Here is a 23,676-nt window from a genome sequence, read left to right as displayed (position 1 = left end):
TTAGAAATAACCCTGACGTTTCTTATCTTCCATCGAGCCTGCGCCATCGTGGTCGATGACCCGGCCCTGGCGCTCGGAAGTTCGCGTCAGGAGCATTTCCTGAATGATGTCCGTCAGGCTTTCAGCCTCGGACTCCACCGCGCCCGTCAACGGGTAGCAGCCAAGGGTACGGAAACGCACTTTCTTCTTGACGATACGGGCCTTTTCTTCCTCGGACAGGTGTTCGAGGATGCGCTCGTCATCGATCATGATCAGCGTGCCGTTCTTCTCGATGACTTCGCGCTCGGCGGCGAAGTACAGCGGTACGATCGGGATGCCTTCAAGGTAGATGTACTGCCAGATGTCCAGCTCGGTCCAGTTCGACAGCGGGAAGACGCGAATCGACTCGCCCTTGTTGACCTTGCCGTTGTAGACATTCCACAGCTCGGGACGCTGGTTCTTCGGGTCCCAGCGGTGCTTGCTGTCGCGGAACGAGTACACGCGCTCCTTGGCGCGGGATTTCTCTTCATCGCGGCGGGCACCACCGAAGGCGGCGTCGAAACCATACTTGTCCAAGGCCTGCTTCAAGCCTTCGGTCTTCATGATGTCGGTGTGCTTGGCGCTGCCGTGGGTAAAGGGGTTGATACCCTGTGCCACGCCGTCCGGGTTCACGTGGGTAATCAGGTCCAGGCCCATTTCCTCGACCATGCGGTCGCGGAATTTGTACATTTCCTGGAATTTCCAGCGGGTGTCGACGTGCATCACCGGAAACGGCAGCTTGCCAGGGAAAAACGCCTTGCGTGCCAGGTGCAGCATCACGGCGGAATCTTTACCGATGGAGTACAGCATCACCGGGTTATCGAACTCGGCGGCCACCTCGCGGATGATGTGGATGCTTTCCGCCTCCAGCTGTTTCAGATGCGTCAGTTTGTCGACCATGGCTACTCACGAAAACTTTCTTATGAACGGCCAGCGGGCCGTGTTCGAGCGAAGAATCCTAGCACAGCGACCTCTTCTAATCAGGGCGCCTACTAGATCGAAACAGCATATGGATATGCCTGGGGGTTCGGGTGTTGCAATGCCCTGTGCGGGAGCACCTCTGTGGGAGCAAAGCTTGCTCGCGATGACGTCGGCACATGTAACGCCGCTATCGCGAGCAAGCTTTGCTCCCACAGAGTGAACCCACGGGATCTGGTTGCTTCAAATCGGATTCGGGCAATCGATAAAGATATGCTCCAGCGCAAACCGCCTCGCCAGGTAGTCACCCAGCGCCTGGACGCCATAGCGCTCGGTGGCATGGTGCCCGGCGGCGATGAAGCTGATGCCGTTTTCCCGGGCGCTGTGGAAGGTCTGTTCCGATGCTTCGCCGCTGAGGTACAAGTCGACGCCGGCCAATACCGCCTGATCGATGTAGCCCTGGCCGCCACCGGTGCACCAGCCGACCCGGCGGATCATCTGGTCGCCTTCGATCAGCAACGGCTCACGGCCCATGACCTCCTGGACCCTGCGCGCGAAATCCCGAGCCGTCATCGGTTCGGACAAAGAGCCCACCAGGCCGACGACCTTGGGGTTTTCCGGATCCAACGGCCCTTCGACGGTGATCTCCAGTTGCCGGGCCAATTGCACGTTGTTCCCCACTTCGGGATGCAGGTCCAACGGTAGGTGATAAGCCAGCAGGCTGATATCGTGTTTGAGCAGGGTCTTGAGGCGACGCTGTTTCATGCCGGTGATACAAGGGTTCTCGCCCTTCCAGAAATAGCCGTGATGCACCAGCACCAAGTCCGCATCGGCGTCCACGGCGGCATCGAGCAGGGCCTGGCTGGCGGTCACACCGCTGACGATCCGCATCACTTGGGGCGCCCCTTCGACCTGCAGGCCGTTGGGGCAGTAATCGGTAATCCGGCTGCTTCCCAGGTAGCGGTCCGCTTCTTCGACCAGGGTGCTCAGGGCTACGGCCATGAAAAGACTCCTAAATATCCCGTTCAGAGGCACGCGCGGCCTCGTATAATGCGCGACATTATGGGCGGTCCCATCCCGCCTGCAACCTTCGTAGGACGTGTTTAATGCTCAAGGCGCTGCGTTTTTCCGGCTGGCCGCTGTTGGCTGGCGTGCTTGTTGCTCTACTGATAATCCAGCGTTACCCGGAATGGGTCGGCCTGCCCAGCCTCGATGTCAATCTGCAACAGGCACCGCAGGCCAAGGCGCCGCAACAGGGGCCGGTGTCTTATGCCGACGCCGTGACCCTCGCCGCGCCAGCGGTGGTCAACCTGTACACCACCAAAGTCATCAACAAGCCCAGCCATCCACTGTTCGAAGATCCGCAGTTCCGACGTTTCTTCGGCGACAACTCGCCCAAGCAGAAACGCATGGAGTCGAGCCTGGGTTCGGGCGTGATCATGAGTCCGGAAGGTTACATACTGACCAACAATCACGTCACTGCCGGCGCCGACCAGATCGTAGTCGCCCTCAAGGACGGTCGTGAAACCCTGGCCCGCGTGATCGGCAGCGACCCGGAGACCGACCTCGCGGTCCTGAAGATCGACCTCAAGAACCTGCCCGCTATTACCATCGGCCGCTCCGACAGCATCCGCATCGGCGACGTCACCCTGGCTATCGGCAATCCGTTCGGTGTAGGCCAGACCGTGACCATGGGCATCATCAGCGCCACCGGGCGCAACCAGCTCGGCCTCAACAATTACGAAGACTTCATCCAGACCGATGCCGCGATCAACCCCGGCAACTCCGGCGGCGCGCTGGTGGATGCCAACGGCAACCTCACCGGGATCAACACGGCGATCTTCTCCAAATCCGGCGGCAGCCAGGGCATCGGCTTCGCCATCCCCGTGAAACTGGCAATGGAAGTGATGAAATCCATCATCGAACACGGCCAGGTGATTCGCGGCTGGCTGGGCATCGAAGTGCAGCCGCTGACCCAGGAACTGGCTGAGTCCTTCGGCCTTTCCGGGCGTCCCGGCATCGTGGTGGCGGGAATCTTCCGCGACGGCCCGGCACAGAAGGCCGGCCTGCAACTGGGCGACGTGATCCTGAGCATCGATGGCGAACCGGCCGGCGATGGCCGCCGTTCGATGAACCAGGTGGCGCGGATCAAGCCCACCGACAAGGTCACTATCCAGGTGATGCGTAACGGCAAGGAGCTCAAGCTCACGGCTGAAATCGGCCTGCGTCCGCCACCGGCACCGGTGCCCGTGCCGGCCAAGGAAGAACAGTAACGCCCCCGCCTCTCGTGGCGAGGGAGCTTGCTCCCGTTGGGCTGCCCAGCAGCCCTGAAGCCTGTTTTCTCGAAACAGCAGACTGACCACATCCGACACTCCCGCTGCTGCCCACAGCACAGCGGGAACGGTGGTGCTTGCCCTATGCGCACTTTGCGGCTTGGTTTTCGCCCAAAACACAGATAGCATAGATTCTCATTGGTAGTGTTATATTGTTTCAATTATCAAAATTGGAACAACATAACATGTCATCTTCCAAACGGATTTCTCTCGCCAGCCTGGCCTTGGGCCTGCTCGGTAATCCGGTTTTCGCCGAAGACTCCTTGCCTCTGGAACTGGAAACGATCAGCGTGAGATCCGATTACGAATCCCCCACCGGACCGGTGGCGGGCTACCGCGCCACCCGCTCCGCCAGCGCAACCAAAACCGATACCGCCCTGCGCGATATTCCGCAATCGATCAGCGTGATCCCCGCCAGAGTGCTCCAGGACCTGGGCAGCACCCGTGTCGAACGGGCACTGGAGTTCGCCGGTGGCGTATCGAAACAGAATAACTTCGGCGGGCTGACCCTCTACGAATACAGCGTGCGCGGGTTCACGACATCGGAATTCTACAAGGATGGCTTCAGCGCCAACCGAGGCTATCCGAGCACACCGGATGCGGCCAATATCGAACGCATCGAAGTGCTCAAGGGGCCGGCGGCCAGCCTGTACGGGCGTGGTGATCCGGGTGGCACGGTGAACATCGTCACCAAGAAGCCCCAGCCTGAAGCATTCACCACGCTGCAAACCAGTGCCGGCAGCTGGGATCGCTACCGCACCGCCCTGGATGTCAACACGCCTCTGGACGCCGAAGGCAACCTGTTGTCACGGGTCAACCTGGCGGTCGAAGACAACCACAGCTTCCGCGATTATGTCGGTAGCAAGCGGGTCTTCGTTGCTCCCTCCTTCAGTTGGCAATTGAATCCCGACACCCGACTCCTGGTGGAAAGCGAGATCGTGCGCCACAGCTCGACGTTCGACCGCGGCATCGTCGCACCGAACAACCGCTGGAGCGGCGTTTCCCGTTCCACGTTCCTGGGCGAACCCAACGACGGCGACATCGACAACCACAACAACATGCTCCAGGCCGCTCTGGAGCGTCAGCTCAGCGACGCATGGCAACTGCGCCTGGCCAGCCACTACAAGCAGGGTGAGCTCTGGGGATTCGCCTCCGAAGCGCGCCCGCTCAACGCCGACGGGCACACCGTGAACCGACGTTACCGTGAGCGCGATAACGATTGGCACGACAGCATCACCCAACTGGAACTGCGCGGCCTGTTCGATCTTGGCCCCTGGCAGCATGAACTGCTGATCGGTACTGAATACGAGGATTACCGCAAGAACGAACGCGTGACCACCATCAACGGTGGCACCTATCCCATCGATATCTATCAACCGATCTACGGGCAGCCAAAACCCAACGGCCTGCGCACCGGCACGGATTTCTTCGAGCATGTGCAGAGCCGGGCACTGAACCTTCAGGACCAGATTGTCTTCACCGACAAGCTGCGAGGCATGCTGGGCGTACGTTACGAGCATTTCGAACAGAGCATCGACGATCACACCCGCAACGTCACCGATCGCCAACGCCACGACGCCCTGACGCAACGCGCCGGCCTGCTGTACCAACTGACGCCCGAAGTCGGGCTGTTCGCCAACGCCTCCACTTCGTTCAAGCCCAACAACGGTCTGGACGCCAACGGCAAGTCCTTCGATCCGGAAGAAGGCGTGGGTTACGAAGTCGGGATCAAAAGCGAACTGTTCGATGATCGCCTGAGCAGCACCCTGGCGGCGTTCCATATTGAAAAGGAAAACGTTCTGGCGCTGGACCCGGCGACCGACACCAACCGGGCCATGGGCAAGGCACGCAGCCAGGGGATCGATTTGCAAGTGACCGGTCAGGTGACCGACGCCATACGGGTCATCGGCGCCTTTGCCTACATCGATGCGCAAGTCACCCAGGGCGACAAGACCCTTCCCACAGGCAGCCGGATCCTGGGCGTTGCCAAGCGCAGCGGCAGCCTGTTGGGGGTGTACGAATTCCAGAATGGCCATCTACGCGGCTCGGATGTCGGAGCGGCGTTCACCTACGTCGGGGATCGCTCCGGACAGGCCGGTAGCGATTTCGAGTTGCCGGCCTACCACACCGTGGACCTGCTGGCCCATTACAAGGCCAGCGATCAGGTCACCGTGGGCCTGAACCTGAACAACCTCTTCGACGAGAAATACTACGAGCGCTCCTACAGCAACTACTGGGTCAACCCCGGAGAGCCACGCAACTTCACCGTCAGTCTCACCCTCGATCTGTAAAAGGAAATCAGCATGAAATACCCCAAGACTCTCGCCCTTCTCGGCCTGCTCCTGGCAACACAGGCTTCGGCCCATGGCCTGTGGACCGAACAACGGCGTGGCAATATTGAGGTGATCTATGGTCACGGCGCCGAAGACAATGCCTTCAAGGCGCAAAAAGTCAGCGGTGCCTGGGCCTATGACCTGGGCGGCAAGATGATCCCGGTGACGGTGGAGCGCCCGCCGGACCACGCCCGCCTGAAACCGCTCACGTCACCGGCTGTGTTGGCAGTGGCGTTGGACAACGGCATGTGGTCCCAGACCGCCGACAAGAAATGGATCAACGAAGGTCGCAGCAAGGTGCCCGGTGCGATCGAGTCGACTCATACCTTCAAATACAGCCTGGCGATTTATGAGCCAGGGGCGAAGCTGCCGAAGCTGGACGCGGTGAAGTTCCTGATCCTGCCGGAAGTCGACCCGCTGACCGTAGGTCCGGGCCAGTCGCTGCCGGTACGGGTATTGCTGGACGGCAAACCGGCGGCAGGCGTGAAACTGGTGGGAGATTACCGCAGCGCGCCAGACACTGTGTCCGCTGAAACCGACACCGAAGGCCGCGCCAAGGTGCTGGTGCGCAATGAAGGGTTGAACGTGATCGCCGCGCAGATGGAGATTGCGCTCAAGGACAACAAGGACGTAGCGACACGCGGCGTGTTCACCTCGCTGACGTTCGTCGGCGAACCGCATCACGATTAAAGTCCTGCCTGCACAAAACCCTGTGGGAGCAAGGCTTGCCCGCGATGACGGAATGCCAATCGACTGAGATGTCGACTGATAGTCCGCCATCGCGGGCAAGCCTTGCTCCCACAGGTCTGTGACTACCCTTAACGGGGGAGGCTTTAGAGCTCGCCGAGGCCGTCGATCAGCGCCTGGTTCTGCTCCGGCGTGCCGATGCTGATCCGCAGGAACTGGGCGATCCGCTCCTGCTTGAAGTGCCGCACGATCACGCCCTGCTCCCGCAGTTTCGCCGCCAGCCCTGCCGCATCGTGCCGGGGATGACGGGCAAAGATGAAGTTGGCCGCCGACGGCAGCACCTCAAAGCCCTTGGCCTGCAGTTGCGCCACGACCCACTCACGGTGCTCGATGACCAGCCGGCAGGTCTGCTGGAAATACTCACGGTCATCGAACGCCGCCGCGCCACCGACATTAGCCAGGCGGTCCAACGGATAGGAGTTGAAGCTGTTCTTGATCCGCTCCAGCGCCTCGATCAGGTCCGGATGGCCCACGGCCAGGCCCACCCGCAGCCCCGCCAGCGAGCGGGATTTGGACAAGGTCTGGGTCACCAGCAGGTTCGGGTAACGGTCCACCAGGGCGATGGCCGTCTCTCCGCCGAAGTCGATATAGGCTTCGTCGACCACCACCACCGAATCCGGATTCGCCTTGAGGATCTGCTCCACCGCCTCCAGTGCCAGCAGGCAACCGGTGGGGGCGTTCGGGTTGGGGAAAATGATGCCGCCGTTGGGACGGGCATAGTCCGCCGGATCGATCCGGAACTGCTCGTCCAGCGGTACGGCATCGTATTGAATGCCATACAACCCGCAATACACCGGATAGAAGCTGTAGCTGATGTCCGGGAACAGCAGCGGCTGATCGTGTTGCAGCAGACCGTGGAAAATGTGCGCCAGTACCTCGTCCGAACCGTTGCCCAGGAAGACTTGGTTGGCCTGCACGCCGTAATACCGGGCCACGGCGTTTTTCAGCAAGTCGCTGTTGGGGTCCGGATACAGGCGCAGGTTGTCGTTCAGCTCAGTCTGCATCGCGGCCAGGGCCTTGGGCGATGGGCCGTACGGGTTCTCGTTGGTATTGAGTTTGACCAGACGGGTCAGCTTCGGCTGCTCGCCCGGCACGTAGGGCACCAGGTTCTTGACGAACGGGCTCCAGAATTTACTCATGCTCAGTTCCCCTGATCATCAAGAATGCGGTATTCGGCGCTGCGGGCGTGGGCGCTCAGCGATTCGCCACGGGCCAGCACGGAAGCGGTCTTGCCCAGTTCGGAGGCCCCCTGCTCGGAGCAGAAAATGATCGACGAACGCTTCTGGAAGTCGTACACCCCCAGCGGCGAGGAGAAACGCGCCGTGCCGGAGGTTGGCAATACGTGGTTGGGGCCGGCGCAATAGTCGCCCAGGGCCTCGCTGGTGTGGCGGCCCATGAAGATCGCGCCGGCATGACGGATCTGCGGCAACCAGGCCTGTGGATCAGCCACTGACAACTCCAGGTGCTCCGGCGCGATACGGTTGGCCACCTCGATGGCCTGCTCCATGTCATCGACCTTGATCAGCGCCCCGCGACCATTGATCGAGGTGTTGATGATCTCGGCGCGATCCATGGTGGGCAGCAGCTTGTCGATGCTGGCCGCGACTTTGTCGAGGAAATCAGCATCCGGGCTGACCAGGATCGCCTGGGCGTCTTCGTCGTGCTCAGCCTGGGAAAACAGGTCCATGGCGATCCAGTCCGGATCGGTCTGGCCGTCACACACGACGAGGATCTCCGAAGGACCGGCGATCATGTCGATGCCAACCTGGCCGAACACGTGGCGCTTGGCCGTGGCGACATAGATGTTGCCCGGTCCGACGACTTTGTCGACCCGCGGCACGCTTTCGGTACCATAGGCCAGCGCCGCCACGGCCTGGGCGCCCCCAATGGTGAATACTCGGTCAACCCCGGCGATACAGGCCGCAGCCAGCACCAGCTCATTGATTTCACCGCGCGGGGTCGGAACCACCATGACCACTTCGGTCACACCGGCGACCTTGGCCGGGATTGCATTCATCAACACCGAGGACGGGTACGACGCCTTGCCCCCCGGTACGTACAGGCCGGCGCGGTCCAGCGGCGTGACCTTCTGGCCCAGCACCGTGCCGTCGGCTTCGGTGTAGCTCCAGGAGTCCTGTTTCTGCCGTTCGTGATAGCTGCGCACGCGGGAGGCGGCTTTTTCCAGGGCTTCGCGCTGAGGCACGCTGATGCGAGTCAGGGCCAGTTCCAGGCGCTCGCGCGGCAGGATCAAGTCGGCCATGGATGCCGCTTGCAGGCCGTCGAACTTCTGGGTGAATTCCACCAGGGCCTCATCCCCACGCTCGCGCACGGCCTGGATGATGTCCAGCACCCGCTGATTGACCGAGTCGTCGGACACACTTTCCCAGCTCAGCAGATGATCCAGATGACGGGCAAAATCCGGGTCGGCAGCGTTGAGTCGGCGAATCGAAGTGGGAGCGGTCATAGCGAGGGCCTCATTAATGGCAAATGCTCAGGCGCCCTAAGCTACCAGTCCATTCGCGTGGGCACCTGAGAAAATTGGCTATGACACGGATAGACGGGCGCGACCGCAGTCGCGCAGGTATATCAGCCGCGGTGTCGCGATTCCACTGCGTTGCGCAGGGTATCGATCAAAGCCTGGATGCGCGCGTGCTGCATTTTCATCGACGCCTTGTTGACGATCAGTCGGGAGCTGATCTCGGCGATGAAGTCCTGGGGCTCCAGACCGTTGGCCCGCAGGGTGTTACCCGTGTCGACCACGTCGATGATCTTGTCCGCCAGGCCGATCAGCGGTGCCAGCTCCATCGAGCCGTACAGCTTGATGATGTCGACCTGACGGCCCTGCTCGGCGTAGTAACGCTTGGCAACGTTGACGAACTTGGTGGCCACCCGCAAGCGCCCCTTGGGTTCCGGCACGCCGACCTTGCCGGCGGTCATCAGCTTGCAGCGGGCGATTCGCAGGTCCAGCGGCTCGTACAAGCCCTGGCCGCCGTACTCCATCAATACGTCCTTGCCGGCAACGCCCAGATCGGCTGCGCCATGTTCAACGTAGGTCGGCACATCGGTGGCACGCACGATCAGCAAGCGCACATCGGCCTGGGTCGTGGGGATGATCAGCTTGCGGCTCTTGTCCGGATTCTCGGTCGGCACGATGCCCGCTTCAGCCAGAAGCGGCAAGGTGTCGTCAAGGATGCGGCCCTTGGACAGTGCGATGGTCAACATGGGAAACGTCAGTCCTTATCAAGGTACTCATGCCCGGTCGCAAGCGGCGCCGGACACACATCGAGGGTGCAAACACCCTCGATCTGAAACGAAATCAACGGGCAAATCCATATGCCCATGCAGCCGGGACTAGCCCGGCACGCGGCGGATCTTGGCGCCCAACATCTGCAGTTTCTCTTCAATGCACTCGTAGCCACGGTCGATGTGGTAGATGCGATCGATCAGGGTATCGCCTTCAGCGACCAGGGCCGAGATGACCAGGCTGGCCGAGGCCCGCAGGTCGGTGGCCATGACAGGCGCACCCTTGAGCTTCTCGTTACCGGTGACGATGGCGGTGTTGCCTTCCACCTGAATCTTGGCGCCCATGCGGTGCAATTCATACACGTGCATGAAACGGTTTTCGAAGATCGTCTCGATCACCGCGCCGGTGCCTTCGGCAATGGCGTTGAGGGAGATGAACTGGGCCTGCATGTCGGTCGGGAACGCCGGGTACGGAGCGGTCCGCACGTTCACGGCTTTAGGCCGCTTGCCGTGCATGTTCACTTCGATCCAGTCTTCACCGCAGGTCACTTCGGCGCCGGCTTCCTTGAGTTTTTCCAGGACAGCTTCGAGGATGGTCGGATCGGTGTCCTTGACCTTGACGCGGCCGCCGGTAACGGCAGCGGCCACCAGGTAGGTACCGGTCTCGATCCGGTCCGGCATCACCTTGTAGGTGGCCGAGTGCAGGCGCTCGACGCCATCGATGGTGATGGTATCGGTGCCGGCGCCGCTGATCTTCGCGCCCATGGCGATCAGGAAATTCGCCAGGTCGACGACCTCGGGCTCACGCGCGGCGTTCTGCAGTACGCTGCGGCCTTTGGCCAGTGCGGCGGCCATCATGATGTTCTCGGTCCCGGTCACACTCACCGTGTCGAAGAAGAAGTGCGCACCGCGCAGGCCACCCTCAGGCGCCTTGGCCTTGATGTAACCGCCTTCGACGTCAATGACCGCGCCCATGGCTTCCAGGCCACGGATGTGCAGGTCCACCGGACGCGAACCGATGGCGCAACCACCCGGCAAGGCGACTTCGGCCTCACCGAAACGGGCAACCATCGGGCCCAGTACCAGGATCGACGCACGCATGGTCTTCACCAGTTCGTACGGGGCGACCAGGGTCTTGATGGTGCGCGGGTCGATTTCGACGCTGAGCTTCTCGTCGATGACAGGCTCGATGCCCATGCGGCCGAACAGCTCGATCATCGTGGTGATGTCGTGCAGGTGCGGCAGGTTGGCCACGGTCACCGGACCGTCGCACAGCAAGGTTGCGGCCAGGATCGGCAGGGCGGAGTTCTTTGCCCCGGAAATACGGATTTCGCCATCAAGACGAACGCCGCCGGTAATAATCAGTTTATCCATTGGAATCTCGACGCCCTTGGGCTCAGGTGCGCTCGGCCCAGGCCGCGCGGCTGAAAAATTTCATAGTGACCGCGTGGATGCTGCCATCGGCGATCCATGGGTTCAAATGGGCATAGATGCTCTGCTGACGCTTCACCGGGCTCAACGCCGCCAGTTCATCGCTGATAACGTTCAACTGGAAATTGCAGCCTTCGCCTTCAACTTCCACCTGCGTACCTGGCAGCTTTCCTTCAAGAAAGTGCTTCACTTCGTAAGCCTGCATGCTCAACCTCAATCGGCGCCCAGTGCGCGCGGGTCGCACATCATACAAAAAAGCCCCGCGCCTGCGAACCCCGCGAAGCCGGACTCTGACGGGGGGCTTGTTTCAAAGGGTACGGCTCAGGAATGTACCAGCAACTCGGTCAGTTCACTGACCTGGGCGATCTCACGCATGTCATCGGGCATGTTACGGATGCTCCAGGCCTTGCCGGCCGCCTGAGCGTCCCGCATGAAGCACAGCAGCAGGGACAGCCCGACACTGCTGGACTTGTGCACCGCCGAGCAGTCGATAACCAGCTCGGCGGCGCTGGCGGACTTGATCAGCGCCTGGCCCTGCTTGCGCAGGGCCGGACCGGTACGGTAATCCAGCACACCGCTGAGCAGCAATTCGCCACCCTCGCCCAGACGGACGGCAGACTCGCTTACCGTCTCGTTCATTGTTCCTGCTTCTCTTTGGCTTCTTCGGCCACTTCCTTGGCCTTGGCGACTTCACCCGCCCAACCGTTGATGGTCTTGTCCAGGTCGTTGCCATTGCGCTGCATCGCGTCGGCGAACTGGTCGCGGAACAGCTTGCCGATATTGATGCCGTTAATGATCACATTACGCACCTTCCACTCGCCGTTCAGCTTCTCGAGTGTGTACGACACCGGGTAGATCGCGCCGTTGTTACCCTTGACCTGCATGTCGACGCTGGTGCGGGTGCCGCTTTCATCCTTGGCCGGCGAAACGGTGATGCCCTGGTTGTTGTATTCGAGCAGGGCGTTGCCATAGAACTGCATCAGGCTGCGCTTGAAGTTTTCCTGGAAGCGGGTCATCTGCTCCGGGCTCGCCTTGCGCGAATACTTGACGGTCATGATGCTGCGGGAGATACCGTCGGCGTCCACCACGGGACCGACGATACCATTGAGCGCATCATAGAAGGCGCCAGGGTCCTGCTTGTATTTCTCTTTGTTGGCAGAAAGATCGGCCAGCAACCGGTTCGTGGTGTCCTGGATGATGTCGTGCGCCGAAGGCGCCGCCACGGCGTTGGCCATCAGCGGCAAGGCCGCCAGCAGGACCAACAGGGTGCGTCGCAGGATAGAAATCATCGAAAGCTCCTTATTTAGCGTCTTTGCTAACAGTATTGAGCAGGAATTTCCCGATCAGGTCCTCGAGCACCAACGACGATTGCGTATCGTGGATGGTGCCACCATCCTTGAGCAGGGTTTCCTCCCCGCCCACGCTGATACCGATGTATTTCTCGCCCAGCAAACCGGCGGTGAGGATGGATGCAGTGGAGTCGGTCGGCAGGTTATCCACCCGCTTTTCCAGCTGCAGCGTCACCCGGCCGGTGAACGTGTCGCGGTCCAGATCGATTGCCGTGACCTTGCCAATCGTCACGCCGGCCATGGTCACTTTGGCTCTGACCGTCAAACCGGCGATATTGTCAAAATAAGCATAGAGTTTATAGGTATCGGTGTTGGCGGTCGGCGCCAGGCCACTGACCCGCAGGGCCAGCAGCAGCAAAGCCAGGATGCCAGCCAGCAGGAAAAGGCCGACACCGATTTCCAGGGTGCGGTTTTGCATCAGAAATCTCCAAACATCAAGGCGGTCAAAATAAAGTCAAGGCCCAGGACTGCCAGCGAGGCGTACACCACGGTCTTGGTTGTGGCACGGCTGATCCCCTCTGACGTGGGCTCACAGTCATAGCCTTGAAACACGGCGATCCAGGTCACCACGAAGGCGAATACGGCGCTCTTGATGATGCCGTTGAGTACATCGTCGAGGAAATCGACGCTGTTCTGCATATTGGACCAGTAGGAACCTTCGTAGACCCCCAGCCAGTCGACAGCCACCCATGAGCCTCCCCAGATCCCGACGACGCTGAAGATCATTGCCAGCACCGGCAGGGAAATGAAACCGGCCCAGAGGCGTGGCGCGATGATGTACTTGAGCGGGTCGACACCGATCATTTCCAGGCTCGACAACTGCTCGGTGGATTTCATGTTGCCGATCTCGGCCGTCAGCGCCGAACCTGCGCGTCCGGCGAACAGCAACGCGGTGACCACGGGACCGAGCTCGCGCAACAGTGTCAGGGAAACCATCTGCCCGACCGCTTGCTCGGACCCATAGCTGGACAGGATATTGAAACCCTGCAGTGCCAGTACCATGCCGATGAAGATCCCGGAGACCACGATGATCACCAGGGACATCACGCCCACCGAATGCAATTGCTTGACCAGCAGGCCAAAACCACCGCCCGTCGCGTTGCGACCGAGCAGAGCATGGACCAGGAACAGCGTCGAGCGACCCAGTACCGCCAGCACGTCGATGCCGGAGTGACCGAACAGGCGAATTCTTTCTATCAGCGATTTCTTGCGCATCAGCGCTTCCCCAGCAGATCGGTACGGTAATCCGTGGCCGGAAAATGGAACGCCACCGGGCCGTCCGCATCGCCCTTCATGAATTGGCGAATGCGTGGGTTGTCCGATTCCTTCAGCTCTTGAGGCGTACCCTGCCCCAGCACCTGTCCATCACCCACCACATAGATGTAGTCGGCAATGCTGGCGGTTTCGGCCAGGTCATGGGATACCACGATGCTGGTGATGCCCAGCGCATCGTTGAGCAGGCGGATCAGGCGCACGAGCACGCCCATGGCAATGGGGTCCTGCCCGACGAAGGGCTCGTCGTACATGAGGATCTTCGGGTCGAGGGCAATCGCCCGCGCCAGTGCGACACGGCGCTTCATGCCGCCGGACAGTTCGTCCGGCATCAGATCGATGGCGCCACGCAACCCGACCGCCTGCAACTTGAGCAGGACGATGTCGCGGATCATTTCTTCCGGCAGGTCGGTGTGAACCCGCAGGGGAAAAGCCACGTTCTCGAACACATCCAGGTCGGTGAACAGCGCACCGCTCTGGAACAGTACGCCCATGTTCTTGCGCGCATCGAACAGGTCACTGCGCGACAATGTCGGAATATTCTGGCCGTTGACCCAGACTTCGCCGGCGCTGGGGCGCAACTGGGCCCCCATCAGGCGCAGCAGCGTGGTTTTGCCGCACCCGGAAGGTCCCATGATGCCGGTGACCTTGCCGCGCGGGATGCGAATATCGATATTGTTGAAAATGCTGCGCGTCCCTCGCTTGAAGGACAGCCCCTTCAGCTCGACCGCGTAGGCGTTGTCGGCACTCATCTAAACTCCTTGCGATGCAGCCTCAGATCCGGATGCCTGGCCAGTCGGCCAAATTGTCGCGACTGCCGGGCATTCGAACCGGCGGCGAACTATATCACTGCAACGGTCGGGCGCCCAAGGGTTACCCCCCTCCGGTTAAGCGTGGATTAAGGTAAAAGCCCCGGTTTTATGGCAAACCTTGCGAGGCGTTCGCACAAAGCATGACGAACTAGCGTGAGGGAATTGTTCATTGCCGCTATAATCGCCGCCTTTTCATCGGGCTATACGATTTCTGACATGAGCCAATCCAGCGACCTGATTCAATCGGCACAACGTACCATCCGCCTCGAGCTCGAAGCCGTGCAAGGCTTGCTGCCCCATATCGACGCTGATTTCGTACGCGCCTGCGAGATGATTCTGGCCAGCACGGGCCGCGTCGTCGTCGTTGGCATGGGCAAGTCCGGGCACATCGGCAACAAGATCGCCGCGACCCTGGCCAGCACGGGCACCACTGCATTTTTCGTCCATCCTGCCGAGGCCAGCCACGGCGACATGGGCATGATCACCCGGGACGATGTCATCCTGGCCCTGTCCAACTCGGGCTCGACCAACGAAATCCTCACGCTGTTGCCGCTGATCAAGCGCCTTGGCATCCGGATGATCAGCATCACCGGAAATCCAGACTCCCCCCTGGCCAAGGCCGCCGAAGTGAATCTCAACGTACATGTCGAGCACGAAGCCTGCCCGCTGAACCTCGCCCCGACCTCGTCCACCACCGCGGCCCTGGTCATGGGCGACGCCCTCGCCGTGGCGCTGCTGGAGGCCAGGGGGTTCACCGCCGAGGATTTCGCTTTTTCCCATCCCGGCGGCGCCCTGGGTCGCCGCCTGTTGCTAAAAGTCGAAAACGTGATGCACGCCGGCGAAGAGTTGCCGCACGTCCAGCGAGGCACGCTCCTCAAGGACGCCCTCATGGAAATGACCCGCAAGGGACTGGGCATGACAGTGATTCTCGAAACCGACGGCAAGCTCGCCGGTATCTTCACTGACGGCGACCTGCGTCGCACCCTCGACCGCCCCATCGACATCCGCAATGCAACCATCGACGAAGTCATGACCCTTCATGGCAAGACGGCCCGCGCCGACATGCTCGCCGCCGAAGCCTTGAAAATCATGGAAGACCACAGAATCAACGCACTGGTAGTGGTGGATGACGAGGACCGCCCGATCGGCGCCTTCAACCTGTCCGACCTGCTGCGCGCCGGAGTAATGTGATGACGACCGACCTGCTGCTACGAGGCAAAGATATCAAGCTCGCCGTTTTCGACGTTGACGGCGTACTCACCGATGGCCGCCTGTACTTCCTTGAAGATGGCAGCGAATTCAAGACCTTCAACACGCTCGACGGTCAGGGCATCAAGATGCTGATGGCCGCCGGCGTGCAGACCGCCATCATCAGCGGTCGCAAGACTCCCGTGGTCGAGCGACGCGCGAAGAACCTCGGCATCCCCCATCTATACCAGGGACGCGAGGATAAACTGGTGGTACTGGACGAGCTTCTGGGCCAGCTCAATCTAAGCTACGAACAGGTCGCCTATCTGGGTGACGACCTGCCGGACCTGCCGGTGATCCGCCGTGTCGGCCTGGGAATGGCGGTGGCCAACGCCGCCGGTTTCGTGCGCGAGCACGCCCACGGCGTCACCACGGCACGAGGCGGCGAAGGCGCGGCCCGTGAATTCTGCGAACTGATCCTGCGCGCCCAGGGCCGCCTCGAAGCGGCCAACGCCGCGTACCTGTGAGCCATTTATGCTGAGCAAGAAGATTCGCACCATCGTGGTGTTCGGCTGTATCGCAGCGATTTTCGCGGCGGTAGGCTACTGGAACATCAGTCCGGAACGCTTTCTCGACCGGCCTGCGGCCCAGGTCGAAGAGAAGATAGACTGGTACGCGACCAACACGCACACCCTGCAGTACCTGCCCGACGGCAAGGTGCAGTACGAAATGACGGCCGACAAGGTCGATCATGTGAAGGCCACCGACATCACGTTGGTGACCACGCCGGACCTGAACATGTTTCGTGGCACCGATTTCCCGTGGCATGTGCAAAGCAAGCACGCCGAAGTCAATTCCGGTGGCACCGAAGTGGAGCTCATCGACTCGGTACGCGTGGCCCGCACCGACGAGAAAAACCGTACGACCATCATCACCACAAGTCGCATGACCGTGTTCCCGCAGCAGGAATATGCGCAGACCGAGCAACCCGTTAGAATCGACGGCGCCGGCGGTGTATCGACCGGCACGGGAATGAAAGCGTATCTGAAGGAAAGCAGGATACACCTGCTATCGAACGTAAGAGGACAGTATGAAGCTCGCTAAAACCCTCCCTATTTTGCTCAGTCTGGGCGCAGCACTGGGAAGCGCGAGCGCCTGGTCCCTCCCCAACGACCGCGACCAGCCTATCCGCATCCAGGCCGACGACGCTCAGCTTGACGACAAGAACGGCGTGGCGACCTATAAAGGTGACGTGATCATCACCCAGGGCTCGATGAAGGTGACCGGCAATACCGTGACCATCACCCGCACCCAGTCCGGCGATATAGACGTGGTGACCTCCGTGGGCAACCTGGCCTATTTCGAGCAACTGCAGACAGCCGGCGACACCAAGCCCGTCCAGGGCTACGGCGTGACCATCCAGTATCACGCCTCCCAGGACCGCGTTGTGCTGATCGACCGCGCCAAGGTCATCGACAAGGACAACAACGTCACCCAGGGCGAAAAAATCGTCTACGACACCAACAAGAAACTCGCCAGCGCCGGTCGCGCCACCGGCAGCAAGGTGACCGAGCAGCGCCCACGGATCGACATGGTCATCCAGCCGAAAAAGAAAACCGAGCAGAAGGCCCAGTAATGGCAACTCTGAAAGCTCAGCACCTGGCCAAGAGCTACAAGGGCCGCCAGGTTGTGCGTGATGTCAGCCTGTCCATCGACAGCGGGCAGATCGTCGGCCTGCTCGGCCCCAACGGCGCGGGCAAAACCACCTGTTTCTATATGATCGTCGGCCTGGTACAGGCCGATCAGGGCCGCGTACTGATCGACGACCTGGACGTCAGCCACCAGCCCATGCATGGCCGGGCGAAAGCCGGCATCGGCTACCTGCCTCAGGAAGCATCGATCTTCCGCAAGCTGTCGGTGGCCGACAACATCATGGCGATCCTCGAAACCCGCAAGGATCTCGACAAAGCCGGCCGCCGCCAGGAGCTGGAAAGCCTGTTGCAGGAATTCCACATCAGTCATATCCGTGACAACCTGGGCATGAGCCTCTCCGGCGGCGAACGACGCCGGGTGGAAATCGCGCGAGCCCTGGCCACCGCGCCGAAATTCATTCTGCTCGACGAACCGTTCGCCGGCGTGGACCCGATCTCGGTAGGCGACATCAAGCAGATCATTCACCACCTCAAGGCCAAGGGGATCGGCGTGCTGATCACCGACCACAACGTGCGTGAGACCCTGGACATCTGCGAAACCGCCTACATTGTCAATGACGGACAACTGATCGCCGAGGGCGACGCGGCGACCATCCTGGCCAATGAACTGGTCAAGGAAGTCTATCTGGGTCATGAGTTCCGCTTGTAGGCATAACGTGTTTGGTAAATTGGCCCGGCACCGCTGATTTTATTGCTAGGCAAACACTTCAGTTTCAGGCATATAATTTGCTTAAGGTTTGGCGCTCCGGCGCCATGTAGTGGATGGCGCATGTGCGCCGGCGAATAAGGTGTTAAGCCCCTGCCATGAAACCATCGCTAGTCTTGAGAATGGGCCAGCAGCTGACGATGACGCCGCAGCTGCAACAGGCTATCCGCTTGCTCCAATTGTCGACCCTGGACCTGCAACAGGAAATCCAGGAGGCCCTGGAATCCAACCCGATGCTCGAGCGCCAGGAAGAAGGCGACGACTTCGATAACACCGATCCGCTGGCCGACAACGTCGAGCAGAAAACCAGTACCGAGATCCAGGAACCGTCCTTTCAGGAACAATCCGCGCCGACAGTGGACAATCTGGAGGATGGCGAATGGAACGAACGCATTCCCAACGACCTGCCCGTGGACACCGCTTGGGAAGACGTCTACCAGACCAGTGCCAGCAGCCTGCCCAGCAGCGATGACGACGAGTGGGACTTCACCACCCGCACCTCCGCCGGCGAGAGCCTGCAAAGCCACCTGTTGTGGCAGTTGAACCTGGCACCGATGTCGGACACCGATCGCCTGATTGCGGTGACCCTGATCGACTGCATCAACAACCAGGGCTACCTGGACGAGACCCTCGAAGAAATCCTGGAAGCCTTCGATCCCGAGCTGGACATCGAGCTGGACGAGATCGAAGCCGTCCTGCACCGCATCCAGCAGTTCGAACCGGCCGGCATCGGCGCCCGCAGCCTCGGCGAGTGCCTGCTGCTGCAACTGCGCCAATTGCCCGCCAAGACGCCTTGGCTGGCCGAAGCCAAGCGGCTGGTTACCGACTACATCGACCTGTTGGGCGGTCGCGACTACAGCCAGCTTATGCGGCGCATGAAACTCAAGGAAGATGAACTGCGCCAGGTGATCGAACTGGTCCAGAGCCTCAACCCGCGGCCGGGCTCGCAGATCGAGGCCACCGAACCCGAATACGTGGTCCCCGACGTGATCGTGCGCAAACACAACGATCGCTGGCTGGTGGAGTTGAACCAGGAAGCGGTCCCCAAGTTGCGGGTCAATGCCCAGTATGCAGGGTTTGTAAAGCGCGCCGACACCAGTGCCGATAACACCTTCATGCGCAACCAGCTGCAAGAAGCGCGCTGGTTCATCAAGAGCCTGCAAAGCCGTAACGAAACCCTGATGAAAGTCGCCACCCAGATCGTCGAGCATCAGCGCGGTTTCCTGGAGTATGGTGACGAAGCCATGAAGCCGTTGGTCCTGCATGACATCGCCGAGGCGGTGGGCATGCACGAATCGACGATTTCCCGCGTCACCACTCAGAAATTCATGCATACCCCGCGGGGAATCTATGAATTGAAATACTTTTTCTCCAGCCACGTCAGTACCTCCGAAGGCGGCGAATGCTCGTCCACGGCCATCCGCGCGATCATCAAGAAACTGGTGGCGGCGGAAAATCAGAAAAAGCCGTTGAGTGACAGCAAGATCGCTGGTTTACTGGAGGCACAAGGCATTCAGGTGGCCCGCCGTACCGTCGCCAAATACCGCGAATCCCTCGGGATCGCGCCTTCGAGCGAACGCAAGCGGTTGATGTAACAGGCCACGCCACAGCGTTCCAGTGGCAGGTATTTCTGCCTGCCGCTTTATGCACTGGCAACGAAGGAGAAGCTGTATGCAAGTCAACATCAGTGGACACCAACTGGAAGTGACCGAACCTCTTCGTCAATACATCGGCGAAAAACTCGACCGACTGGAGAGGCATTTCGACAAGATCACCAACGTTCAAGTCATCATGACCGTCGAAAAGCTGCTGCAGAAAATCGAAGCCACGTTGCATATCCCCGGTGGAGAAGTGGTCGCCAACGCCTCGCATGAAGACATGTATGCCGCGATTGACCTGCTGACCGACAAACTGGATCGCCAACTCAAAAAGCATAAGGAAAAGACCCAGAGCCTCCTCCAGGGCGCGACCGGTCGTTAATCTCCCCAATCCATGATTCGACTAGAAACCATCCTGACCCCCGGCCGTTCCAAGGTGAACGCGCCGGGAGGCAGTAAAAAGAAAGCTCTCGAACAGATTGCAAACCTGATCCATCACGAAGTCGAGGATCTGGAAATGCAGGACGTCTTCGAGGCCCTCGTTGCCCGAGAAAAGCTCGGTTCGACCGGTTTTGGCAACGGCATCGCCATTCCCCATTGCCGCCTCAAGGGTTGTACCGCACCGATCAGTGCGCTGTTGCACCTTGAAGCCCCTATAGATTTCGACGCCATCGACGGCGCACCGGTCGACCTGCTGTTCGTATTGCTGGTCCCCGAAGCGGCCACCGATGCACACCTTGAACTGCTACGTCAGATCGCCAGCATGCTGGACCGCAAGGAAGTTCGCGACAGACTGCGCAGCGCATCGAGTAACGAAGCCTTGTATCAGGTTGTCCTGGACGAACAGAACGGTCATTAACATGCGCCTGATCATCGTCAGTGGCCGCTCCGGCTCCGGGAAGAGTACAGCCCTCAATGTACTCGAAGACAACGGCTATTATTGTATCGACAACCTGCCGGCAGGCCTGCTGCCGGAGCTGGCCGAGCGCGCCCTGATCCATACCGAACTGGCGCAACCGCTGGTGGCGGTTTCCATCGATGCACGCAATCTGCCCAGCCACCTGTCGCGGTTTCCCGAACTGCTCGCAGAAGTACGCAGCAAGCACATCCAATGCGATGTGCTGTACCTGGACGCCGATGAAGAAACATTGCTCAAGCGCTTTTCCGAAACCCGTCGCCGCCACCCGCTGAGCAATGCCAGCCGTTCCCTGGCCGAAGCCATCCACGACGAAAGCCAGTTGCTGGGGCCGATCGCCGACCTGGCGGACTTGAAGCTCAATACCACGCACCTGAACCTTTATCAGCTGCATGACACCATCAAATTACGTCTGCTGAACCAGCCCGAGCCAGGCACGGCGTTCTTGCTGGAGTCATTCGGGTTCAAGCGTGGCATGCCAGTGGATGCCGACCTGGTGTTCGATGTGCGCTGCCTGCCCAACCCGTATTGGAAGCCGGAACTGCGCGACCAGTCCGGGCTTGACCAGCCAGTGATCGACTACCTGGAGGCCCAGGCGGATGTAGAGGAGATGTTCCAGGACATTTCCGCCTACCTGCTCAAATGGCTGCCCCGCTTCGCCGCGAGCAATCGCGCCTATGTCACCATCGCCATCGGCTGTACCGGTGGTCATCATCGTTCCGTCTACCTGACTGAGCGCCTGGGTCGCCTCCTGCAGCCCTCCCTGAAGAATGTCCAGGTTCGCCACCGCGACCTCAGCTAAAGGATTCACATCGCGATGCCAGCTCAGGAAATTGAAATCATTAACAAACTGGGTTTGCATGCCCGTGCGTCAGCCAAGTTCGTGGGTGTAGCGGGTAGATTTCCTGGTACAGAGATCAGAGTCGGACGAACGAAAGATGCCACGATCGACGGCAAGAGCATCATGGCAATGATGATGCTCGCCGCTGGCAAGGGCACCAAGATCTACCTGGAAACCAAGGGCGAAGAGGAGCGGGAAGCGATGGATGCGCTGGTGGCCTTGATCAACAATTACTTCGACGAAGGCGAATAACCCCCCCTGTCACGCCAACGCCGTATCCAGCACCATCATCAGGCAAAAACCCACCAACAATCCCAGGCTCGCCAGTTTCTCGTGCCCATTGCGGCGGGATTCGGGAATGACCTCGTGGGTCACCACCAGCAGCATCGCCCCAGCCGCCAACGCCAGGCCCAGGGGCAAGAACATCTCGGCCAGGCTCACCACCCAGGCGCACAACAGCGCGAACACGGGCTCGACCAGCCCTGACGCCGCACCAATCAAGAACGCCTTGACCCGCGACATGCCCGCCGTAGCCAGCACCAGCGCGATCACCAGCCCTTCGGGGACATCCTGCAAGGCGATACCCATCGCCAGGCTGTCAGCATCGGGCATGCCGCCCCCTGCCGACACGCCCACCGCCATGCCTTCTGGAATGTTGTGACCGATGATGGCGAACACGAACAACCAGATCCGCGGCGCGATGATCGAACGTCCTGGTGCTGCCACCAGCCTCTCGGGGCTGGCCGAAACCTTGCGGTCCATCAGGTACAACCCGAACGCCCCCGACAGAATGCCAAAGCAGGTAAGGCCGCTGGCGGCCCAAGGCGTGAATCCCAATTGCTCCGCTGCGGCAATGCCCGGCACGATCAGCGAAAACGCCGTGGCAGCGAGCATCACCCCGGCACCGAAGCCCAGTAGCGAATCGCCCACGGCCTGGGGCATGCGCCGGATGACCAGCACCGGCACGGCCCCCAGCGCGGCGCCCAAGGCACAGAGCCCGCCGCCTTGAAGGGCCCGCAGCAGCCTGGGCTCCAGGTCCAGCCACGCCAAGCCCTGGGCCGCCAACAACATCGTCCCGGTCAACACCAGCAATGACCCCAAGGCATAGCGGAACATCCGTCCGCTTCCAATCGCCAGTGTTTGAGTGTCCATAGTCAGCCTTGGAAGGTGTTCATGAAGGACTCGACGCCAGCGCCGCCTGATAGCGTCGGGCGACTTCAGGCCAATTGATCACGTTGTAGAAAGCGTTGATGTATTCGGGCCGACGGTTCTGGTACAGCAGGTAATACGCGTGCTCCCACACGTCCAGGCCCAGGATCGGCGTATTGCCGTTCATCAGCGGGCTGTCCTGGTTGGCGCTGCTCTCCACCACCAGGGTCTTGCCCGGGGTCACGCTCAGCCAGGCCCAGCCGCTGCCGAATCGGCTCAGCGCAGCCTTGGTGAATGCTTCCTTGAATCGCTCCAGCCCCCCCAGTTGTGTCTCGATCGCTGCGCCAAGCGCACCGTCCGGTTGACCGCCGCCCTCGGGGGACATCACTTCCCAGAACAAGGAATGATTGGCATGGCCGCCGCCCTGATTGATCACCGCCGCCCGTAGGTTCTGTGGCAACTGCTCCACGCTGGCCACCAGTTTTTCGATAGGCCATTGGGCGTACTCGCTGCCCTCCACCGCGGCGTTGAGGTTATTGATATAGGTCTGGTGGTGTTTCGTGTAGTGAATCTCCATGGTTTTCGCATCGATGTGCGGTTCCAGGGCATCGTAGGCGTAGGGCAGCGCAGGCAAGGTAAAAGCCATTTTCAATGAACTCCATAATGAAGAGGGGCATTGCGGTGCAAGGGTGACGTGTCTTTGCTGTGGAGCAACCGTTGGGTGCGGGGGTACTCGCCATGCTCACTGATGAAACCCAGCAGTTCGACATAAGTCCTGTGGCTCTGGCGCATCGCGGCCGCACGCAGGGCCGCCGGCATGCACTCGTCCTGCAGGGTCTGCAGCAACCGTTGATGGATGGCGCACAAGTATTCGGCGCTCTCCTCTGGCTGGTTCAGGCGCAGGTGCAAGTCCGCCAGATTGTGGTGGGAGACGACGCAGGCGGCCACGGCCTCATCGGCGTCAGGCCAGCGTTCATAAAGCACCTGGGCCAGGGCCAGGGCTTGCAGGTAGGCTTCGCGGGCATCCACCAGTTCGCCCAGCATGAAATGACGATTGGCTCGTTCGATTGTGCGTTTCCAGTGCTCCATGATGAGTCCTCCACACAGGGA

At 60.6% G+C, this 23,676-nt stretch carries 28 protein-coding genes; 13 read left to right on the top strand and 15 right to left on the bottom strand.

Annotated elements, in window-relative coordinates:
* Positions 1 to 918, bottom strand: a complete 918-nt coding sequence (gene cysD, locus LCU97_RS07385; protein ID WP_041020852.1) for a sulfate adenylyltransferase subunit CysD — start codon at positions 916 to 918, stop codon at positions 1 to 3.
* Between the two features lie 261 nt (positions 919 to 1,179).
* The gene (locus LCU97_RS07380; RefSeq protein WP_053152320.1) at positions 1,180 to 1,938 is read right to left on the bottom strand and encodes a Nif3-like dinuclear metal center hexameric protein; all 759 of its coding nucleotides are present in this window, start codon (positions 1,936 to 1,938) and stop codon (positions 1,180 to 1,182) included.
* 104 nt (positions 1,939 to 2,042) lie between these two features.
* On the opposite strand from LCU97_RS07380, the gene algW reads away from it, so the two are divergent.
* The 3 genes from algW to LCU97_RS07365 all read left to right on the top strand — a co-directional run bounded on the left by algW (position 2,043) and on the right by LCU97_RS07365 (position 6,292).
* Entirely contained in the window at positions 2,043 to 3,209 is a 1,167-nt protein-coding gene (gene algW, locus LCU97_RS07375) for a Do family serine endopeptidase AlgW (protein WP_053152318.1), read from the top strand.
* A 245-nt stretch (positions 3,210 to 3,454) separates the two neighbouring features.
* Positions 3,455 to 5,560 (top strand): TonB-dependent siderophore receptor, encoded by a 2,106-nt coding sequence (locus LCU97_RS07370; protein ID WP_232776014.1) that lies wholly within the window; start codon positions 3,455 to 3,457, stop codon positions 5,558 to 5,560.
* Between the two features lie 12 nt (positions 5,561 to 5,572).
* Entirely contained in the window at positions 5,573 to 6,292 is a 720-nt protein-coding gene (locus LCU97_RS07365; RefSeq protein ID WP_232776013.1) for a DUF4198 domain-containing protein, read from the top strand.
* Positions 6,293 to 6,435: 143 nt separating this feature from the next.
* Here the strand turns inward: LCU97_RS07365 and hisC are convergent, their stop codons facing one another.
* The 10 genes from hisC to LCU97_RS07315 all read right to left on the bottom strand — a co-directional run bounded on the left by hisC (position 6,436) and on the right by LCU97_RS07315 (position 14,396).
* Entirely contained in the window at positions 6,436 to 7,488 is a 1,053-nt protein-coding gene (gene hisC / locus LCU97_RS07360) for a histidinol-phosphate transaminase (RefSeq protein WP_232776012.1), read from the bottom strand.
* Between the two features lie 2 nt (positions 7,489 to 7,490).
* The gene (gene hisD / locus LCU97_RS07355) at positions 7,491 to 8,813 is read right to left on the bottom strand and encodes a histidinol dehydrogenase (protein WP_232776011.1); all 1,323 of its coding nucleotides are present in this window, start codon (positions 8,811 to 8,813) and stop codon (positions 7,491 to 7,493) included.
* Positions 8,814 to 8,935: 122 nt separating this feature from the next.
* Complete coding sequence (gene hisG, locus LCU97_RS07350) at positions 8,936 to 9,571, bottom strand: ATP phosphoribosyltransferase (RefSeq protein ID WP_053152307.1); 636 nt, start codon at positions 9,569 to 9,571, stop codon at positions 8,936 to 8,938.
* Between the two features lie 129 nt (positions 9,572 to 9,700).
* A complete protein-coding gene (gene murA, locus LCU97_RS07345; RefSeq protein ID WP_053152305.1) occupies positions 9,701 to 10,966 on the bottom strand; it encodes a UDP-N-acetylglucosamine 1-carboxyvinyltransferase in 1,266 nt (421 codons plus the stop codon).
* 22 nt (positions 10,967 to 10,988) lie between these two features.
* Complete coding sequence (locus LCU97_RS07340) at positions 10,989 to 11,228, bottom strand: BolA family protein (RefSeq protein ID WP_053152302.1); 240 nt, start codon at positions 11,226 to 11,228, stop codon at positions 10,989 to 10,991.
* Between the two features lie 116 nt (positions 11,229 to 11,344).
* On the bottom strand, positions 11,345 to 11,662 hold the full coding sequence (locus tag LCU97_RS07335; RefSeq protein ID WP_053152300.1) for an STAS domain-containing protein: 318 nt from the start codon (positions 11,660 to 11,662) through the stop codon (positions 11,345 to 11,347).
* On the bottom strand, positions 11,659 to 12,312 hold the full coding sequence (locus LCU97_RS07330; RefSeq protein ID WP_053152298.1) for an MlaC/ttg2D family ABC transporter substrate-binding protein: 654 nt from the start codon (positions 12,310 to 12,312) through the stop codon (positions 11,659 to 11,661). The genes LCU97_RS07335 and LCU97_RS07330 overlap by 4 nt, the downstream gene beginning before the upstream one ends.
* A gap of 10 nt (positions 12,313 to 12,322) precedes the next feature.
* Positions 12,323 to 12,790 carry an outer membrane lipid asymmetry maintenance protein MlaD gene (mlaD, locus tag LCU97_RS07325; protein ID WP_053152296.1) on the bottom strand — a complete coding sequence of 156 codons (468 nt, stop codon included), beginning with the start codon at positions 12,788 to 12,790 and terminating at the stop codon, positions 12,323 to 12,325.
* A complete protein-coding gene (gene mlaE / locus LCU97_RS07320; RefSeq protein WP_053152294.1) occupies positions 12,790 to 13,587 on the bottom strand; it encodes a lipid asymmetry maintenance ABC transporter permease subunit MlaE in 798 nt (265 codons plus the stop codon). The genes mlaD and mlaE overlap by 1 nt, the downstream gene beginning before the upstream one ends.
* On the bottom strand, positions 13,587 to 14,396 hold the full coding sequence (locus tag LCU97_RS07315; RefSeq protein ID WP_232776010.1) for an ATP-binding cassette domain-containing protein: 810 nt from the start codon (positions 14,394 to 14,396) through the stop codon (positions 13,587 to 13,589). Before LCU97_RS07315 ends, mlaE begins: the two co-directional genes overlap by 1 nt.
* Before the next feature lie 276 nt (positions 14,397 to 14,672).
* Between LCU97_RS07315 and LCU97_RS07310 the strand changes: the two genes are divergently transcribed.
* The 10 genes from LCU97_RS07310 to LCU97_RS07265 all read left to right on the top strand — a co-directional run bounded on the left by LCU97_RS07310 (position 14,673) and on the right by LCU97_RS07265 (position 21,669).
* A complete protein-coding gene (locus tag LCU97_RS07310; RefSeq protein WP_053152290.1) occupies positions 14,673 to 15,647 on the top strand; it encodes a KpsF/GutQ family sugar-phosphate isomerase in 975 nt (324 codons plus the stop codon).
* Complete coding sequence (locus tag LCU97_RS07305; protein WP_053152288.1) at positions 15,647 to 16,171, top strand: KdsC family phosphatase; 525 nt, start codon at positions 15,647 to 15,649, stop codon at positions 16,169 to 16,171. Before LCU97_RS07310 ends, LCU97_RS07305 begins: the two co-directional genes overlap by 1 nt.
* A 7-nt stretch (positions 16,172 to 16,178) precedes the next feature.
* Positions 16,179 to 16,748 carry an LPS export ABC transporter periplasmic protein LptC gene (lptC, locus tag LCU97_RS07300; protein WP_053152286.1) on the top strand — a complete coding sequence of 190 codons (570 nt, stop codon included), beginning with the start codon at positions 16,179 to 16,181 and terminating at the stop codon, positions 16,746 to 16,748.
* Entirely contained in the window at positions 16,735 to 17,280 is a 546-nt protein-coding gene (lptA, locus tag LCU97_RS07295) for a lipopolysaccharide transport periplasmic protein LptA (RefSeq protein WP_053152283.1), read from the top strand. The genes lptC and lptA overlap by 14 nt, the downstream gene beginning before the upstream one ends.
* Positions 17,280 to 18,005: an LPS export ABC transporter ATP-binding protein gene (gene lptB / locus LCU97_RS07290; RefSeq protein ID WP_053152281.1), complete on the top strand. Its 726-nt coding sequence runs from the start codon at positions 17,280 to 17,282 to the stop codon at positions 18,003 to 18,005. Before lptA ends, lptB begins: the two co-directional genes overlap by 1 nt.
* Before the next feature lie 155 nt (positions 18,006 to 18,160).
* Positions 18,161 to 19,657, top strand: a complete 1,497-nt coding sequence (locus LCU97_RS07285) for an RNA polymerase factor sigma-54 (protein WP_232776009.1) — start codon at positions 18,161 to 18,163, stop codon at positions 19,655 to 19,657.
* A gap of 76 nt (positions 19,658 to 19,733) precedes the next feature.
* Entirely contained in the window at positions 19,734 to 20,042 is a 309-nt protein-coding gene (gene hpf, locus LCU97_RS07280; RefSeq protein WP_053152277.1) for a ribosome hibernation-promoting factor, HPF/YfiA family, read from the top strand.
* Between the two features lie 12 nt (positions 20,043 to 20,054).
* Complete coding sequence (ptsN, locus tag LCU97_RS07275) at positions 20,055 to 20,519, top strand: PTS IIA-like nitrogen regulatory protein PtsN (protein WP_053152275.1); 465 nt, start codon at positions 20,055 to 20,057, stop codon at positions 20,517 to 20,519.
* Position 20,520: 1 nt separating this feature from the next.
* Positions 20,521 to 21,378, top strand: a complete 858-nt coding sequence (gene rapZ / locus LCU97_RS07270) for an RNase adapter RapZ (RefSeq protein WP_053152273.1) — start codon at positions 20,521 to 20,523, stop codon at positions 21,376 to 21,378.
* 15 nt (positions 21,379 to 21,393) lie between these two features.
* Positions 21,394 to 21,669 carry an HPr family phosphocarrier protein gene (locus tag LCU97_RS07265; protein WP_053152271.1) on the top strand — a complete coding sequence of 92 codons (276 nt, stop codon included), beginning with the start codon at positions 21,394 to 21,396 and terminating at the stop codon, positions 21,667 to 21,669.
* Positions 21,670 to 21,678: 9 nt separating this feature from the next.
* Here the strand turns inward: LCU97_RS07265 and LCU97_RS07260 are convergent, their stop codons facing one another.
* From LCU97_RS07260 to LCU97_RS07250, 3 genes are read right to left on the bottom strand one after another with little or no spacing between them, the layout of a single operon-like run.
* A complete protein-coding gene (locus LCU97_RS07260) occupies positions 21,679 to 22,569 on the bottom strand; it encodes a ZIP family metal transporter (protein ID WP_232776008.1) in 891 nt (296 codons plus the stop codon).
* 19 nt (positions 22,570 to 22,588) lie between these two features.
* A complete protein-coding gene (locus tag LCU97_RS07255) occupies positions 22,589 to 23,212 on the bottom strand; it encodes a superoxide dismutase (RefSeq protein WP_232776007.1) in 624 nt (207 codons plus the stop codon).
* A 2-nt stretch (positions 23,213 to 23,214) separates the two neighbouring features.
* A complete protein-coding gene (locus LCU97_RS07250) occupies positions 23,215 to 23,655 on the bottom strand; it encodes a hypothetical protein (RefSeq protein ID WP_053152265.1) in 441 nt (146 codons plus the stop codon).
* Positions 23,656 to 23,676 lie beyond the last annotated feature (21 nt).

Source organism: Pseudomonas uvaldensis (assembly GCF_021271205.1).
Classification (GTDB): domain Bacteria; phylum Pseudomonadota; class Gammaproteobacteria; order Pseudomonadales; family Pseudomonadaceae; genus Aquipseudomonas; species Aquipseudomonas uvaldensis.
This window is presented reverse-complemented; position numbering and strand designations above follow the sequence as displayed.

Excerpts from the sequence above, each read along its gene's own strand:
- cysD (WP_041020852.1), bottom strand. The coding sequence starts at position 918 with ATGGTCGACAAACTGACGCATCTGAAACAGCTGGAGGCGGAAAGCATC.
- LCU97_RS07255 (WP_232776007.1), bottom strand. The coding sequence starts at position 23,212 with ATGGCTTTTACCTTGCCTGCGCTGCCCTACGCCTACGATGCCCTGGAA.
- LCU97_RS07335 (WP_053152300.1), bottom strand. The coding sequence starts at position 11,662 with ATGAACGAGACGGTAAGCGAGTCTGCCGTCCGTCTGGGCGAGGGTGGC.
- mlaE (WP_053152294.1), bottom strand. The coding sequence starts at position 13,587 with ATGCGCAAGAAATCGCTGATAGAAAGAATTCGCCTGTTCGGTCACTCC.
- algW (WP_053152318.1), top strand. The coding sequence starts at position 2,043 with ATGCTCAAGGCGCTGCGTTTTTCCGGCTGGCCGCTGTTGGCTGGCGTG.
- LCU97_RS07310 (WP_053152290.1), top strand. The coding sequence starts at position 14,673 with ATGAGCCAATCCAGCGACCTGATTCAATCGGCACAACGTACCATCCGC.
- LCU97_RS07265 (WP_053152271.1), top strand. The coding sequence starts at position 21,394 with ATGCCAGCTCAGGAAATTGAAATCATTAACAAACTGGGTTTGCATGCC.
- murA (WP_053152305.1), bottom strand. The coding sequence starts at position 10,966 with ATGGATAAACTGATTATTACCGGCGGCGTTCGTCTTGATGGCGAAATC.
- LCU97_RS07250 (WP_053152265.1), bottom strand. The coding sequence starts at position 23,655 with ATGGAGCACTGGAAACGCACAATCGAACGAGCCAATCGTCATTTCATG.
- LCU97_RS07285 (WP_232776009.1), top strand. The coding sequence starts at position 18,161 with ATGAAACCATCGCTAGTCTTGAGAATGGGCCAGCAGCTGACGATGACG.
- lptC (WP_053152286.1), top strand. The coding sequence starts at position 16,179 with ATGCTGAGCAAGAAGATTCGCACCATCGTGGTGTTCGGCTGTATCGCA.
- LCU97_RS07260 (WP_232776008.1), bottom strand. The coding sequence starts at position 22,569 with ATGGACACTCAAACACTGGCGATTGGAAGCGGACGGATGTTCCGCTAT.
- LCU97_RS07380 (WP_053152320.1), bottom strand. The coding sequence starts at position 1,938 with ATGGCCGTAGCCCTGAGCACCCTGGTCGAAGAAGCGGACCGCTACCTG.
- hpf (WP_053152277.1), top strand. The coding sequence starts at position 19,734 with ATGCAAGTCAACATCAGTGGACACCAACTGGAAGTGACCGAACCTCTT.
- LCU97_RS07315 (WP_232776010.1), bottom strand. The coding sequence starts at position 14,396 with ATGAGTGCCGACAACGCCTACGCGGTCGAGCTGAAGGGGCTGTCCTTC.
- mlaD (WP_053152296.1), bottom strand. The coding sequence starts at position 12,790 with ATGCAAAACCGCACCCTGGAAATCGGTGTCGGCCTTTTCCTGCTGGCT.
- rapZ (WP_053152273.1), top strand. The coding sequence starts at position 20,521 with ATGCGCCTGATCATCGTCAGTGGCCGCTCCGGCTCCGGGAAGAGTACA.
- LCU97_RS07365 (WP_232776013.1), top strand. The coding sequence starts at position 5,573 with ATGAAATACCCCAAGACTCTCGCCCTTCTCGGCCTGCTCCTGGCAACA.
- lptA (WP_053152283.1), top strand. The coding sequence starts at position 16,735 with ATGAAGCTCGCTAAAACCCTCCCTATTTTGCTCAGTCTGGGCGCAGCA.
- LCU97_RS07330 (WP_053152298.1), bottom strand. The coding sequence starts at position 12,312 with ATGATTTCTATCCTGCGACGCACCCTGTTGGTCCTGCTGGCGGCCTTG.
- LCU97_RS07370 (WP_232776014.1), top strand. The coding sequence starts at position 3,455 with ATGTCATCTTCCAAACGGATTTCTCTCGCCAGCCTGGCCTTGGGCCTG.
- hisD (WP_232776011.1), bottom strand. The coding sequence starts at position 8,813 with ATGACCGCTCCCACTTCGATTCGCCGACTCAACGCTGCCGACCCGGAT.
- LCU97_RS07305 (WP_053152288.1), top strand. The coding sequence starts at position 15,647 with ATGACGACCGACCTGCTGCTACGAGGCAAAGATATCAAGCTCGCCGTT.
- hisC (WP_232776012.1), bottom strand. The coding sequence starts at position 7,488 with ATGAGTAAATTCTGGAGCCCGTTCGTCAAGAACCTGGTGCCCTACGTG.
- hisG (WP_053152307.1), bottom strand. The coding sequence starts at position 9,571 with ATGTTGACCATCGCACTGTCCAAGGGCCGCATCCTTGACGACACCTTG.
- lptB (WP_053152281.1), top strand. The coding sequence starts at position 17,280 with ATGGCAACTCTGAAAGCTCAGCACCTGGCCAAGAGCTACAAGGGCCGC.
- ptsN (WP_053152275.1), top strand. The coding sequence starts at position 20,055 with ATGATTCGACTAGAAACCATCCTGACCCCCGGCCGTTCCAAGGTGAAC.
- LCU97_RS07340 (WP_053152302.1), bottom strand. The coding sequence starts at position 11,228 with ATGCAGGCTTACGAAGTGAAGCACTTTCTTGAAGGAAAGCTGCCAGGT.